Raw genomic sequence first — 13,871 nt, 5'->3', positions numbered from 1 at the left:
ACGCGCAGGTTCAAGTCGGCGAGAGCGCAGGCGCGGGTTCGGCCAGCGAGCGCCCCTCGCCTGCAGCGAGCAGCCGGTCGTTGATGTAGGTGGCGGGCGGCTTTCCGAAAGCCTTCTTGAACATCGTGATGAACGCGGAGGGCGATTCGTAGCCCAGGTCGTACGCGACCTGCTGCACGGTCGCGCCGCCGGACAGCTCCCGAAGTGCGACCAGCATGTGCAGTTGGCGACGCCAGCGTCCGAAGCTCAGACCGGTCAGCGCCGTGCACAGCCGGTTCAGCGTCCGCTCGCTCATTCCGAGCTTGCCGGCCCAGTCCTTCTGCGTCCGTCGGTCCGAAGGGTCGCGCATCATGGCGCGCGAAACCTTGCGCAGCCGCGCATCCTCGGGCATCGGCAGGAAGATCTCTTCCGTCGGCATGGCACAGAGCTGGTCCAGCAGCACGCGGACCAGCCGGTCGGTCGGCCCGCCAGCCTCATAGGAAGGCGGCTGCCCCGCCAGGTACTGGATCATCTCGCCGAGCATCGGGCTGATGCGCAAGGTGCAGCAGCTCGCGGGCAGCGGTGCGGCATTGGGCGCCACGAACAGATAGAAGATCACGGCGTTCGCGGTGCTGTGGTTGCTGTGCGGCGTCCCGCCCGGAATCCACACGCCGGCCTGCGGCGGAACCATCCACATCGCGCCAGGGACGTCGCACGAGACGGCTCCGCGCAACGCCATGACCAGCTGGCCTGACCGGTGCACGTGGATCGGAATCTCTCGCTCGCGCGCCTCGACATCCACGCGGTGGGCCATCACCGGCACGGACGGTTCGTAGTCCAGGTCGAGGCTCGCGCCAGAGGATGTTCGGTCGGAGCGCGTCACGCTGGATGGCCAAAAAGAGAAATCATCTGTCCAAGTTTGCAATTCTAGTCTTGCAGGGGGCGCCATAGCATTCCCGCATGCAAATGATTCGCAACCATATCGAGGCCGGATCGACCGGATCAGACCTCGTTCCGAAAGGAACCGCGTGATCGCACCACCTCGCTTCTCCAGGCAGGAGTGGCTCTTTTCTCTCAAGAGCTTCGCTGCCTCGATGCTCGCGCTGTACCTGTCCAGCCGCTTCGGGCTCCCCCGGCCCTTCTGGGCCATGATGACCGCGTACATCGTGGCGCATCCTCTCGCCGGGCACGTTCGCTCGAAGTCGCTCTATCGACTGGCGGGCACCTTGTTGGGATGCACGGCCTCCGTGGTGCTGGTGCCATCGCTGTCGGCATCACCGGAGCTTCTGTCGCTGGCCCTGGCGCTGTGGGTCGGGGCCTGCCTCTACCTGTCGCTGCTGGACCGAAGCGCACGCTCGTACGCCTTCATGCTGGGAGGCTACTCCGCGGCACTGATCGGTTTTCCGTTGGTGGAAACGCCTGCGGGAATGTTCGATACGGCCATCGCCCGGGCGGAAGAGATCGCACTCGGCATCCTGTGCGCCAGCCTCGTCCACAGCCTCGTACTGCCGACCGGCCTCGGGCCTTCGCTGCTCGGACTGGTCGATCGCACGCTGGGCCATGTCCGGCGATGGCTGGACAATCTCCTTGGTACAAGCGCCGACGAAGACACCGGCGAGCGGCTCTCACAGGATCGACGGCAGCTCGCGGTCGACATCAGCCAATTGCGCTTGGCTGCAACCCACGTGCCCTTCGACACGAGCAACCTGCGATGGGCCCATGGTGCCGTAAGAAGCCTGCCTGACTGTCTCGCGGTACTGACCCCTTCGTTGTCCGCGCTGGAAGACCGGTTCGATGCGCTGCGCGAGGCGACGGGGGAAGTACCAGCCGAGGTCACGAAAGCCCTCGAACGCGATGCTGCATGGCTGGATGCCGCCGCGCCGTCGGGCACCGAGAGCGAAGTGCATGCCGATTTCCATGCGCGAGCGGCGGATCCGAGCGATTCCCCTTGGGTACGGGCCCTGAAGATCGACGTTGCCGCGCACCTCGACGAACTGATCGCGGGATGGCGCCGCTGCAGGACGCTTCGCGACGACATCGCCGCCGGCCTGGATGGCGGCGCATCGCCGCGGCGGCAGCGAAGACTGGCCGCACGGTCGCCGATCCTTCACGTGGACAAAGGCTTGGCGCTGCGTTCGGCCTTCACCGTCGCACTCTCGACCTGCGCGGCATGCGCGGTGTGGATCATCAGCGGCTGGCGATCCGGGTCGTCGATGGCGATGGGCGCAGCGGTCTTCTGCAGCTTCTTCGCCACCATGGACGACCCCGTTCCGGGCATGCACAAGTTCCTGGTCGCACTGCTGTGGTCGATGCCCGTGTCGGCTTTCTATGTGCTTGGCGTGATGCCGCTGGCTCAAGACTTCGGCATGCTGATGTTGTGCACTGCACCTTTGCTGCTGCTGGTCGGTGGCTACCTCGCTCGCCCGGCCAGCAGCCTCGCGGCACTGGGCATGTTCTTCGGCGTGGCGGGCACGTTGGCGCTCCAGGACATCGCGAGCGCCGACTGGACCAGCTTCCTCGAAGGCAATCTGGCCCTCTTCGCCGGTGGAGTGATCGCCGCGCGCACCACTGCCGTCGTGCGCAGCGTGAGCAGCGAATGGAGCGCACAGCGCATCCGCCACAGCGGCTGGCGAGACTTGGCCGACATGGCGTCACACCCCCAACGCGCATCCGAACGCGATGCCTTCAGCGGCCGCATCCTCGACCGCATGGCCCTCCTGGTTCCACGTACCGCTGGAGACCCCGGGCCGCAGGAAGGAACTGCGGCGCGGCTCGCGCTGCGCGAGCTTCGCATCGGGGCCAGCATCTGCGTCCTTCAGCAACAACGGCACCGGCTGCCCGAAGCGCCCTCGGCCCGGCTGATGGCCGAGCTCGCTCGCGCGTTCCGCGCCCAGGCCGCCGGTGCACCGGCGCAAGTCGGGGCACTGCTGCCGCAGATCGACCGGCTGTTGTTGCATTCCCTCGCAAATGCCAACTGCGCGCCCGCAGTCTCTGCCCTGGTGGGCTTGCGCAGAGACCTTTTTCCTTCGGCCTCCACCGACCTGCAACCATGATCGAAACAAGCTTCTTCGGCGTCTACGTCCCAGGCCTGCTCCTGCTGGCAGGCGGTGCGATGGCTTTGGCCTGGTGGCTTCGCCGCCTGCTGTCGCTGATCGGCGCCTATCGGTGGATATGGCATCCCGCCCTGTTCGATCTGGGCCTCTACATCGTGGTGCTCCATGCGTTGGTCCGACTCACCGGGGCCATCTCCATCTGACCGATCACTTGTCCTGCTGCACGACCATGAAATCTAAACTATCCCTTCTCGCCGCCTGGACCTCGCGCCCGATCCCTGCCCCCCTTCGCCTGTTATCGACGGCGCTGGTCACTGCAGCAGCTTGTTGGGCCGCGCTTCAGCTCTGGGATCATTACGAACTGGCCCCATGGACGCGCAATGGTCGGGTAAGGGCCGACATCGTCCAGGTGGCGCCCGATGTCTCCGGCATGGTGGCCGCCGTGGCGGTGCGTGACAACCAGCCGGTCACGGCGGGTGAGCTTCTCTTCTCGATCGACGAAGCTCGCTTCATGCTGGCCCTGCAGCAGGCCGAGGCCGCCGCGGCTGCGCAGCGGATCGTCATCGACAACCAGCGGATCGCGCTGGGTCAGGCGCAGCGCGAGAGCCGCCGCAACGACGAACTGCAGGGACTGGTCGCCCAGGAAGTGCGCGAACAGGCCCGTTCACGCTTCGAGCAGGCCCGGGGCTCGCTGCTGGCGGCCGAAGCGGCACTGCGCCAGGCAGAGGTCGCGGTCGACACGGCACGCCTGAACCTTCAGCGCACGCAGATACGGGCACCCGCTTCGGGACGCGTCACCAACCTCGACCTGCGCCAGGGTGCCTATGCGATGGCCGGCCATCCTGCCTTGGCGCTCGTTGCCACCGGTTCGATCTACGTCGAGGGCTATTTCGAGGAGAACAAGCTGGCGCGAATCCAGTTGGGCGACCGTGTGCGCGTGACCCCCATGGACGCGCCAGCGCTCGAAGGCAAGGTCGACAGCATCGCCGCGGGCATCGTCGACCGCGACCGCAGCACCGGTGCGAACCTGCTGCCCAGCGTGAACCCGACGTTCAACTGGGTGCGGCTCGCGCAACGCGTCCCCGTGCGGGTGAAGCTGGACCCGCTACCGGCCGACGCTCGCCTGGTCGTCGGCCAGACGGTCTCGGTGGAGGTACTGGGTCCTCAGGGAGGGCCCACCGCGGCCGCAGCTCGCGTCCAGGAGCGGCGGACATGAAGCTCGCTCGCGCCTTTGTCCTGGCAACCGCTGCCGCACAGGCTCTGCTGGCCGGCTGCGTCCACGAACCTGTCGGGCCCGACTACACAGCACCGGCTGGGCTCACCGCAGCGCAGGCCGCTTCGAGGGGGCCGTTTCTCTCCGGCGGGGGCGCCACGTCGGAAGCAAGCGTGCCACCGCGCTGGTGGCGCCTTTTCGAAGATCCGCAACTCGACGGCCTGATCGCCCAGGCCTTCGAGCACAACACCGACCTGCGGCAGGCACTGGCCACCCTCGAGCGCGCAACCGCGGTGGAAGCCGAGGTCCATGGGACCGAAAAGCCAGCCATCACGCTGAATGTCGGCCCGAGCTTCGGTCACGTTTCGGGCCTGTCGCTGCTGCAGCGCGACCAGGCGCCGCCGGGCCGGCTCGGCTACAGCATGGGAGCCGCCGTGTCCTACCAGGTGGACCTCTTCGGCCAACTGCGCCGTGCCCTCGAGGCCGCCGAAGCGGATACCGGCGCCACGCGCGCCGCGGTGGACCTTGTGCGCGTGACCGTTGCTGGCGGCACCGCGCAGGCCTACGCCGCGGCGTGCTCCAGCGGCCTGCAGCTGCGCGTGGCGCGCGAATCGGTGCGCCTGCAGCAAGAAGCGCTCGAGCTTGCGCAACGGCTACAGCGTGCGGGCCGGGCTGGGGCGATCGACGCTGTGCGTGCGCGCGCACAGCTGGAAATCCTGCGTGCCGCGATCCCCCCGCTGGAGGCTGTGCGGCAGCAATCCCTGTACCGGCTCGCCACGTTGACCGGCACCGTGCCCCGGGACTTTCCTGGCGCCGTAGGCCGTTGCGAGCAGCCTCCACGCGTCGCTGGACTGCTGCCGGTCGGCGACGGCGCGGCGCTGCTCGCCCGGCGGCCCGATGTGCGGCAGGCTGAACGAAGCCTGGCATCAGCGACTGCGCGCATCGGTGTCGCAACCGGCGACCTTTATCCCAAGGTGACGCTGGGCCTTTCATCGGGCTCTGCCGGCTTTCTCGACCGCTTCGCCAACCGCGAGACCTTCAGCTACAGCCTGGGTCCGCTGCTCAGCTGGACCCTGCCCGAAACAGGTATCGCTCGCGCACGCATCGCTCAGAGCGAAGCGGCGACCCGAGTGGCGGCTGCGCACTTCGAAGGCACTGTGCTCGGCGCTTTGCGAGAAGCTGAAACCGCGTTGAACGCCTATGCCCGCGAACTCGAGCGCCATGCGGCTCTCGCCGCCGCGCGCGATCAGAGCCTGACTGCGGTCGATCAAGTGCGTGCGCTGCAGATCAATGGAAAGCTGGGGCAGCTCGATGCGCTGGACGCCGAGCGAACGCTGGCTTCCAGCAAGGCGGCCCTGGCCGCCTCGGAAGCCCGGTTGGCAGAGCGCCAGATCGCCGTATTCATGGCCCTGGGTGGCGGCTGGGAGGCCAGCCCGACGGCGCCGCCCCAATGACACGGACAGCGAGCGACAGGGCGGAAGATGGATGGCTTCGAGCATCTCAGGACCTTCGCGGAAGTTGCCTTCCAGGGCAGCTTCTCGCGCGCAGCGGGCAGGCTCGGCATCTCGAAGGCCAGCGTGAGCAAGCACATCGCCACGCTGGAGTCCCGCTTCAATGTGCGTCTGCTCAACCGCTCGACCCGCTCGGTGTCGCTGACCGATGCAGGCCGCCTGCTGCAAGCGCGCTGTGCATCCCTGATGGAGATGATCGAACAGACCACGAGCGAACTGCAGGCACGCGGCTCGCACCCCAGCGGCCGCCTGCTGATCACGGCGCCGCACGGAATGGTCCAGACCGCATTCCCGCGCCTGCTCGGCGACTTCCTCACCTGCTATCCCGACGTGCAGCTCGACCTGAAGCTGAGCAACCGCATGATCGATCTGGTCGACGAGGGGGTCGATATCGCCTTGCGGTTCGGACGCATCGGCGACGAGAACCTGATCGTGCGCCGCCTGCGGCGAATGGGACTGACCCTTTGCGCAACGCCGCGCTACTGGGCTCGGCGCGGCATTCCTTCGCAGCCCGACGACATGCGAAAGCATGACGTGCTCGCCTACTCGGTCATGCCGGGACCGCCACAAATCGCATTCGAAGTGGATGGCCAACCCTACAACGTTTCCATTCACGGACGCATGGACGCCAACGACGCGAGTGCGCTCATCGGCGCGGCGTTGGCCGACATTGGCGCAGTATGCGTCCCCGACCTGCTCGCGCAACCCTACGTGGAAAGTGCGCAGCTGGTCCCGGTTCTCCAAAACTTCATGCCCAGCGATATATGGCTCTACGCAGCCTACACGCAGCGCCGCCAAAACAGCGCCGCGCTACGTGCAATGCTCGCGATGCTGGAAGTTCGAATGCGGGACAGCCCGACGCCCCTCGCTGTCTCGAGAGATGCTGCACCTGCACCTCTTTGAGGGCGAACCAAGGCCTCTTCGGTTCGACCTGCCGCGGCGGCACGCTCAAAGACCAGGAGATCCTGAGTCGGGTTTCATCATCGGCTTGGGCACCATAGGCCGGCAGAAGCGCAAGGCGGGAGACTTTGGGGTCGGCCGCGTTGATCTTCGTGGCGTCCTGACCCAGCGGGACTGCGGCGGCGGAATTCCGGGACCCGGTTATGCAGCCCTGTGGGCATCGGCATGAAGAAGGACGAGCTCGTGCCGCTGTCCAAGTGAACGCGACCCGCTGCGCTGGAGAAGGCGGGCGAGCTTGACCGCCTCTGGGCCAAATGGCTGGGCCCGAGCACCGAATATAAGATGGTCCGCGAAGAGAAGGTCACGCCACTGACCGAGTCAAGTTCGAGATGCTGCCCTGAGCCCCGGGGCTGACCGGCCCTTCGCACGGTGGGATCTGCCGCGCCACCGAGCTGCGCCGGCGCCCGGCGGACAACGAGCGCATCAGCGCCGGATTCCGCAAAGTGTGCGCTCGGAACGCGCGCACGCTTCGCAAGAGCGGCAATGCTTGAAGCCTGGCGCGTCCGCCAGCGCTGTCATGCGGCGGCGGTGGGCCATGCAGACCGCTTGGACCCGGACCGCTGGCAGTGCTATTGCACAGTTGGGCTGTCTATTCCTGGCCTTGCGGAAACGTCTTGCCCACTCACTCCAACGGCACCGTCGGTGCGCGCATGACGCTCAAGCAGTATCTCGCGGCGTGGCAGGTGGTGGTGCGCCCCGATGGGCGCGAGCACCTGCTCGAGCAATTCCTGGACGGCAAGCGTTGGCGGCGCAACGCGACGCTGGAACTCTCGCACTTCATGCGCCTGCTGGCGCCGCTGCCGGGCACCGACCTGATCGCCACGGTGCCTCAGGACATCGCCGCCGTCGTGGGCTGCCACCTTCCGCTGCGCGAGATCGCACTCTACCCGCGGCGAAAACCGGTCGAGGCCTGACTCTTCATATTTCTTGCTAAACCTCAGGAGTGCGTTGTCGGTGCAGGGCAACTCCGAAGTTCAAGGCGCTCGGATGGCCGCAGTCCTCGATGCAACGCGAAGCCACCGCGCGCAGCACGCACCACGGTTTGCCCGAACGTCGGTCTCCGCCAGGCGACTACAGGCGGTCGACCGGGATCTTCAGGTAGACGACGCCATTGGCCTCCGCGCCCGGAAAGCTTCCGGCGCGGACATTGACCTGGACCGCAGGAAGCATCAGCGCCGGCATCGCCAGCGTGGCGTCGCGCGCATGGCGCAGCGCCACGAATTCGTCCTCGCCGATACCGTCGCGCACATGGATGTTGCCCTCCCTCTGCGCAGCCACGGTGGTACAGCACACCGGCTCGCGCGAAGCGGGCGGCGGATAGTCGTGGCAGAGGTAGAGACGCGTGTCGCCTGGCATCGCGAGCAGCCGCCGGATGGAGCGATAGAGCTGGCGCGCATCGCCGCCGGGAAAGTCGCAGCGCGCGGTGCCTACGTCGGGCATGAACAGCGTGTCCCCGACGAACACCGCCGAAGGTCCGCCCGCCGGGTCTTCGACGAGATAGGCCACGTCGGCTGGCGTATGGCCGCCGACGTGCAGGGCCCTCGCCTGCAGCAGACCGATGCGGAATGCCTCGCCATCGGCGAACAGATGCTGGAACTGCGAGCCGTCCACGGCCAGGTCCTCGGCGTTGAAGACGCCCCGGAACACGCGCTGCACCGCCGTGATACCGCTGCCTACGGCCAGCATGCCGCCGAAGCGCTCGCGCAGGTACGGCGCGCCCGACAGGTGATCGGCATGCGCGTGCGTCTCCAGCAGCCACTGCACCGTCAGCCCGCGCCGGTCGATCGCCTCGGCCACTGCTTCCACCGGGGCGGCGTCGGTCCGGCCCGAGTTCGCGCGGTAGCCCATCACCGGATCGATGACGGCACAGGAGCCCGCGCCGTCATCCACCAGATAGGAAAAGGTCGAGGTGGCGGGGTCGAAGAAGTGCTGGATCGCCAGCTTGGTTAGGTTCATATAATGAAAGTAATTTCATTGAACGAAATAAATTATATGACCCGCGATCCGGAAGCGGTCCTGGCAGCCCACCTGGCGGCCATGCAGGACCGCCCCCTTGCCCAAGCCACGCGCGACCGCCTGGCACAGGCCATGCTCGACTGGTTCACCGCCGGCTGGTCCGCGATCGGCATGGCCGGCGCCACCGCGCTGCGGCAGCTTGCCGCGGCCAGCATGCCGGGGCAAGGCACGGCCCCGGTCTTCGGCGGGGCCTCGATGCAGCCGCTGGCCGCTGGCTTTGCCAATGCCGGCATCGCCCACCTGCGCGAGATCGACGACGCGCACCGGGCCGCGATGCTGCACCCGGGCGTGGTCGCGATCTCGCCGGTGATGGCGCTGGCCGCGGTGCAAGCGATGCCGATGCGGCGCGTGGCCGACGCGATCATTGCCGGCTACGAAGTGGCGCTGCGCGTGGGCGAAGCGCTGGGCACCCGCCACGCCGCCGGCTTCCACGCCACCGCCACCGCCGGCTGCGTGGGCGCGGCGGCAGCGAGCGCGGTTGCGCTGGGCTTGCCGCAGGCGCAACTGCATCACGCGATGGGGATCGCGGCAACGCAGTCCGCCGGCCTGTGGCAGCTGGTGGACGACGAAGCGCACGAATCCAAATCGCTGCACCCGGCCTTCGCAGTGCGCAACGGCATGACGGCCGCGTGGGCCGCGCAGGCGGGCTTTCCTGGGGCGCGCGCCTTCGTCACCGGCCGGCGCGGCCTCTACGCGCTGTTCGCCGGCGACGGCCCGCTGGCCGCGTTGGACGGTGAGCTCGACGCCCCCGAGCGACTGAACACCGCCACCATCAAGGCCTGGCCCTGCTGCGCACAGCTGTTCACGCCGCTGGACGCCACGCGCGAAATCATGGACAGGCACCGCCCCGCGCCGCAGGACATCGAATCGGTGGACGTGGTCATCTTCCCGCACGCGCTGAAGATCGCGGGCGTGCACTGGCCGTCCAAGGCGGCGGAGACGCCCTTCAGCCTGCGCTACGTGGTCGCCACGCTCCTGTCGAAGGGACGGCTCGGCATCGAGGACATGGAAGGCCCCGACCTGCACTCGCCCGCCCTGCTCGCGCTGGCCGAGCGAGTGCGCGTGTCCACGCACGACGGCTTCCAGCAGGCCTTTCCGCAGAAGCGCCCCGCGCGCGTGACCATCATGATGAAGGACGGGCGCAGCTTCGAAGCATTGCGCGAACTGCGCCGGGGCGACCCCGAAGACCCCTTCGACTGGCCTCAGCTGCAAGCACGCATGCGCGCGTTCGCACCGGCCATGACCGATGCGCAGGCCGACAGCCTCTCCCGCTGGTGCGCCGCATTCGCCGACGCAACGCGGGACGACGACCCCTGCCTGCCGTCGCCCGAACTCTTCGGCCGCTGACCGCGCCCCAGCGTCAGGCCGGCACCGGACTCCAGCCGCTCGGTGCCTTGCTGGAAAAGCCCTGCAGCGCCAGCTCGTGCCGCACGATCTCCGCCGCCTTGCGCTGGGCCGCCACGCTGTGGCGCGACGCGAGGCCGATGACCACCATCGCGCCGAGGAAGGTTCCATCGCCATCGAACACCGGCAGCGCGACGGACGCCATCTCGGCGACGCGCTCGGCGCGCGTCATCGCGTAGCCCTTCTCGTCGATCTCGGCCTGGTGCTCGGTCGCACCGCCAGTGAAAGCCAGGAGGATGTGGGCCGAGGAACCGCCGGCGGAAAGCGCAATGCGCGTTCCCACCTCGACGTGATGCCGCACCTCCTTGGCCGTGTTCTCGCGGTAGAGGCACACGCGCTCCTCGCCGCTGCGGATGTAGAAAGCCACGGTCTCGCCGGTCTGCCGCATCACTTCGTGCAGCACAGGCTGCAGCCGCGTGCCGAGGTCGAAGGTGCTGCGGTAGAGCATGCCCATGTGCAGCAGCGCCGGACCGGGCGCATAGCTGCCGCTCTCGAAGCGATGAATCATCCGGGCCCGCGTGAGCACGCCCAGCAGCCGCAGCAGCGTGGCCTTGTCCAGGCCGGTGCATTCCGCCAGCTCGCGCAACGACATGCGCAGCCGGTCTTCGCGAAAGCACTCGAGGATCGAAATGCCCCGCTCCAGCACGCCGGCGGGAGGCTTGGGTCCGACGGACGCTGCGGTATCGGTTTCTTGGTTTTTCATGGTGGGCGCTCCGGGCTGCGGATTATCCGGGTTGACAGTTGCCGCCTGCGATCATAAAGTTTCATTCATTGAAGTTTGTTTTATTCATTGAAATAAACACAAACAACGAGACAACCCGCCGCCCCAGCGGCGCAGCCATCGCAAGACCGCGCATTCCATGTCGAAACCAGCCGACCCATTCGTCGAAGAGCTCTGCGCCATCACCGGCGCGGCCTATGTGCTCACGGACGACGCCGACACGGCGCGCTATGTCAGCGACTGGCGGCGCAACTACCCGGGCGCCGCGCGCGCCGTCGTGAGGCCGGCGAGCACCGAAGAGGTATCGCGCGTGGTCGCGGCATGTACGGCGCGCGGCGTTCCCGTGGTGCCCCAGGGCGGCAACACGGGGCTGGTGGGCGGCTCCACGCCGGACGCCTCGCGCCGCGAGATCGTGCTGAGCCTGGACCGCATGACCCGCGTGCGCCGCGTGGACCCGCTGGACAACAGCATGACGCTGGAAGCCGGCTGCACCGTGCTCGCGGCACAGGAAGCCGCTGCCGCCGCCGGCCGGCTCTTTCCGCTTTCGCTGGCGTCCGAAGGCAGCGCCACCATCGGCGGCGTGATCTCGACCAACGCAGGCGGCGAACAGGTGCTGCGCTACGGCAACACGCGCGACCTGACCCTCGGCGTCGAAGTCGTGCTGGCCGATGGGCGCGTGCTCGACGCGCTGGGCGCACTGCGCAAGGACAACACCGGCTACGACCTGAAGCAGCTGTTCATCGGCGGCGAAGGCACGCTCGGCATCGTGACAGCCGCCACCTTCAAGCTGCATGCGCAGCCGGGCAAGACGGTCACCGGCTGGGTGGCCGTGCGCGATCCCGAGGCTGCCGTCGCGCTACTGGCCCGGCTGGGCGGCGCCGTCGGCGAACGGGTCACGGCCTTCGAGCTGATCGGCCGCGAGGCGCTGGCCCAGGTGTTCGCCCACGGCACGCCCGGCATGCGCGACCCGCTGGCGGGCAGCCACGCATGGGCCGTGCTGTTCGACGTTTCCGAGGCATCGGCCCTGCTCGATCCCACGCCCGCGGTGGAAGAGGCGCTGGCCGAAGCGATGGAGCAAGGCCTCGTGCTCGACGCGGTGCTCGCCGCATCCGAGCAACAGGCCCACGCCCTGTGGTCCCTGCGCGAGCACGTGCCCGAGGCCCAGCGGCTGGGGGGTCCTTCGATCAAGCACGACATCTCCGTGGCCGTGTCGCGCATTCCCGAGTTCATCGCCGAAGCCGGTGCCGCGCTGCAGAGCCTTCTGCCTGGCATCCGCGTGGTCTGCTTTGGCCACGTGGGCGACGGCAACCTGCACTACAACCAGAGCAAGCCCCACGGCATGCAGGACGCGGAGTTCCGTGCCCGCGAGGAAGCCGTGCACGAAGTGGTGCACGCGGTCACGGCGCGCATGCAGGGCTCGATCTCCGCCGAGCACGGCATCGGCCGCCTCAAGCAGCAGGCCTTCCTTCAATACAAGCAGCCGGTCGCGCTGGAGTTGATGGCGCGCATCAAGCAGGCGCTCGACCCGGCGAACACATTCAACCCGGGGCGCGTGCTGCCCCTTTCCATCGACGCCCCGCGCCGCTCTTCCATCTAGTACTTCAGGACTCCCATGCCCGTTTCCGTATTCGACATGCAATCGCTCCAGCACCTGTGGGGCACCGACGAGCTGCGCACCATCTTCGGCGAGGAGAACCGCGTGCAGAAGTGGCTCGACTTCGAAGCCGCGCTGGCCGCGGCCCAGGCCGAGCTGGGCATCATCCCGCCGGCGGCCGCGAAGGAGATCATGATGCAGGCGCAGGTGGAGAACATCGACCTCGGCGCGATGTCGGCCGAGATCCGCCGCATCAAGCACTCGCTGGTGCCCGCGCTCAAGCAGCTGCAGTCGCGCTGCTCGAAGGAGAACGGCGAGTGGGTGCATTACGGCGCCACCACGCAGGACGTGGTGGACACCGGCGTGGCGTTGCAGCTCAAGGAGTTCCACGCGGTGGCGCTGCGCGACATCAAGGCGGTCGGCCGCGAACTCGCGCGCCTGGCGACCACCCACCGCGACGTCGCGATGGCCGGGCGCACGCACGGCGTGCAGGCGCTGCCGATCACCTTCGGCCACAAGTGCGCTGTCTGGCTCGACGAGCTGGGCCGCCACCACGAGCGGCTGGTGCAGGCGGCGCCGCGCGTGCTGGTGGGCATGCTGGCCGGCGCCGTGGGCAGCCAGGCGTCGCTGGGCCCGAAAGCCGAACAGCTGGAGCGCCTCATGCTCGACAAGCTGGGCCTGGGCACACCCGCCATCAGCTGGGCACCGGCGCGCGACCGCTTCACCGAATACGCCAACCTGCTGGCCATGCTCGGCGCCACGCTCTCGAAGATTGGCAACGAGCTCTTCAACATGCAGCGCAACGAATTCGGCGAGGTGGAAGAAGGCTTCTCCGAGGGCAAGCTGGGCTCCTCGACCATGCCGCACAAGCGCAACCCGACGTCGGCCGAGAACCTGGCGGGGCTCTCGCGCCCGCTGCGCTACAACGCCGCGATGATGGTCGAGGGCATGGTGCAGGAGAGCGAGCGCGACGGCATCGCCTGGAAGATGGAATGGAAGGCGCTGCCGGAGTGCTGCATGATCGCCGGCGCCATGCTGTTCCAGGCGAAGAACCTGCTGGCGGGCCTCAAGGTCAACGCCGACGCGATGGCCGCCAACCTCGACCGGATGCGCGGCTACCTCCTGTCCGAGCGCGTCATGCTCGAACTGTCGGAGCGCGTGGGCAAGCAGACCGCGCACGAGTGGATCTACGAAGCCTCCATGCACGGCATCACCTCGAGGCTCGATTTCGCCGACGCCATGCGCGGACACCCGGGCCTCTCCAAGCTGCTGAGCGACGCCGAGATTCGCGACCTCACCGATCCGTTGCAGTACCTGGGCCAGTGCGGCGCAAGCGTCGACCGCGTCGTCGAACAGCAGAAGGCCTGGCTGCAGGCCTGAGCCCGCCGAGCCCGAACCGCAAAGCGGCGCCCACAAGAGC

The 13,871-nt window shown here is 67.9% G+C and carries 12 protein-coding genes; 9 read left to right on the top strand and 3 right to left on the bottom strand.

Annotation, left to right across the window (positions count from 1 at the left end):
• Positions 1–10 precede the first annotated feature (10 nt).
• Positions 11–793 (bottom strand): AraC family transcriptional regulator, encoded by a 783-nt coding sequence (locus tag ABL844_RS32310; RefSeq protein ID WP_418132291.1) that lies wholly within the window; start codon positions 791–793, stop codon positions 11–13.
• A 214-nt stretch (positions 794–1,007) separates the two neighbouring features.
• Here ABL844_RS32310 and ABL844_RS32305 point away from each other — a divergent pair, with 214 nt between their 5' ends.
• From ABL844_RS32305 to ABL844_RS32280, 6 genes are all read left to right on the top strand, one after another.
• Positions 1,008–3,032 carry an FUSC family protein gene (locus tag ABL844_RS32305; protein WP_418132178.1) on the top strand — a complete coding sequence of 675 codons (2,025 nt, stop codon included), beginning with the start codon at positions 1,008–1,010 and terminating at the stop codon, positions 3,030–3,032.
• Positions 3,029–3,235 (top strand): DUF1656 domain-containing protein, encoded by a 207-nt coding sequence (locus ABL844_RS32300; RefSeq protein WP_184642437.1) that lies wholly within the window; start codon positions 3,029–3,031, stop codon positions 3,233–3,235. Before ABL844_RS32305 ends, ABL844_RS32300 begins: the two co-directional genes overlap by 4 nt.
• A gap of 26 nt (positions 3,236–3,261) precedes the next feature.
• A complete protein-coding gene (locus ABL844_RS32295) occupies positions 3,262–4,248 on the top strand; it encodes a biotin/lipoyl-binding protein (RefSeq protein WP_418132177.1) in 987 nt (328 codons plus the stop codon).
• On the top strand, positions 4,245–5,699 hold the full coding sequence (locus ABL844_RS32290; protein ID WP_418132176.1) for an efflux transporter outer membrane subunit: 1,455 nt from the start codon (positions 4,245–4,247) through the stop codon (positions 5,697–5,699). The genes ABL844_RS32295 and ABL844_RS32290 overlap by 4 nt, the downstream gene beginning before the upstream one ends.
• Before the next feature lie 27 nt (positions 5,700–5,726).
• Positions 5,727–6,659: a LysR family transcriptional regulator gene (locus tag ABL844_RS32285; protein WP_184642440.1), complete on the top strand. Its 933-nt coding sequence runs from the start codon at positions 5,727–5,729 to the stop codon at positions 6,657–6,659.
• A gap of 671 nt (positions 6,660–7,330) precedes the next feature.
• Positions 7,331–7,630 carry a hypothetical protein gene (locus ABL844_RS32280; protein WP_418132175.1) on the top strand — a complete coding sequence of 100 codons (300 nt, stop codon included), beginning with the start codon at positions 7,331–7,333 and terminating at the stop codon, positions 7,628–7,630.
• A 157-nt stretch (positions 7,631–7,787) separates the two neighbouring features.
• Here ABL844_RS32280 and ABL844_RS32275 read toward each other — a convergent pair whose 3' ends face one another.
• Positions 7,788–8,672 carry an MBL fold metallo-hydrolase gene (locus ABL844_RS32275; RefSeq protein ID WP_418132174.1) on the bottom strand — a complete coding sequence of 295 codons (885 nt, stop codon included), beginning with the start codon at positions 8,670–8,672 and terminating at the stop codon, positions 7,788–7,790.
• A 36-nt stretch (positions 8,673–8,708) separates the two neighbouring features.
• Here ABL844_RS32275 and ABL844_RS32270 point away from each other — a divergent pair, with 36 nt between their 5' ends.
• Positions 8,709–10,079, top strand: a complete 1,371-nt coding sequence (locus ABL844_RS32270) for an MmgE/PrpD family protein (RefSeq protein ID WP_418132173.1) — start codon at positions 8,709–8,711, stop codon at positions 10,077–10,079.
• A 13-nt stretch (positions 10,080–10,092) separates the two neighbouring features.
• Here ABL844_RS32270 and ABL844_RS32265 read toward each other — a convergent pair whose 3' ends face one another.
• Positions 10,093–10,839: an IclR family transcriptional regulator gene (locus tag ABL844_RS32265; protein WP_221297855.1), complete on the bottom strand. Its 747-nt coding sequence runs from the start codon at positions 10,837–10,839 to the stop codon at positions 10,093–10,095.
• Between the two features lie 157 nt (positions 10,840–10,996).
• On the opposite strand from ABL844_RS32265, the gene ABL844_RS32260 reads away from it, so the two are divergent.
• Positions 10,997–12,454: an FAD-binding oxidoreductase gene (locus tag ABL844_RS32260; protein ID WP_418132172.1), complete on the top strand. Its 1,458-nt coding sequence runs from the start codon at positions 10,997–10,999 to the stop codon at positions 12,452–12,454.
• Between the two features lie 15 nt (positions 12,455–12,469).
• Positions 12,470–13,831, top strand: coding sequence for an adenylosuccinate lyase (gene purB, locus ABL844_RS32255; RefSeq protein ID WP_418132171.1), 1,362 nt, complete (start codon positions 12,470–12,472; stop codon positions 13,829–13,831).
• The last annotated feature ends 40 nt before the right edge of the window (positions 13,832–13,871 follow it).

The sequence above is a fragment of the Variovorax sp. 278MFTsu5.1 genome (assembly GCF_048305045.1).
Taxonomy (GTDB): Bacteria; Pseudomonadota; Gammaproteobacteria; order Burkholderiales; family Burkholderiaceae_C; genus Variovorax; species Variovorax guangxiensis.
The sequence above is the reverse complement of the archived record's forward strand: the minus strand, read 5'-3'. Positions and strand labels throughout refer to the sequence as shown.

Excerpts from the sequence above, each read along its gene's own strand:
- ABL844_RS32295 (WP_418132177.1), top strand. The coding sequence starts at position 3,262 with ATGAAATCTAAACTATCCCTTCTCGCCGCCTGGACCTCGCGCCCGATC.
- ABL844_RS32265 (WP_221297855.1), bottom strand. The coding sequence starts at position 10,839 with ATGAAAAACCAAGAAACCGATACCGCAGCGTCCGTCGGACCCAAGCCT.
- ABL844_RS32310 (WP_418132291.1), bottom strand. The coding sequence starts at position 793 with ATGGCCCACCGCGTGGATGTCGAGGCGCGCGAGCGAGAGATTCCGATC.
- ABL844_RS32290 (WP_418132176.1), top strand. The coding sequence starts at position 4,245 with ATGAAGCTCGCTCGCGCCTTTGTCCTGGCAACCGCTGCCGCACAGGCT.
- ABL844_RS32300 (WP_184642437.1), top strand. The coding sequence starts at position 3,029 with ATGATCGAAACAAGCTTCTTCGGCGTCTACGTCCCAGGCCTGCTCCTG.
- ABL844_RS32260 (WP_418132172.1), top strand. The coding sequence starts at position 10,997 with ATGTCGAAACCAGCCGACCCATTCGTCGAAGAGCTCTGCGCCATCACC.
- ABL844_RS32270 (WP_418132173.1), top strand. The coding sequence starts at position 8,709 with ATGACCCGCGATCCGGAAGCGGTCCTGGCAGCCCACCTGGCGGCCATG.
- ABL844_RS32275 (WP_418132174.1), bottom strand. The coding sequence starts at position 8,672 with ATGAACCTAACCAAGCTGGCGATCCAGCACTTCTTCGACCCCGCCACC.
- ABL844_RS32285 (WP_184642440.1), top strand. The coding sequence starts at position 5,727 with ATGGATGGCTTCGAGCATCTCAGGACCTTCGCGGAAGTTGCCTTCCAG.
- purB (WP_418132171.1), top strand. The coding sequence starts at position 12,470 with ATGCCCGTTTCCGTATTCGACATGCAATCGCTCCAGCACCTGTGGGGC.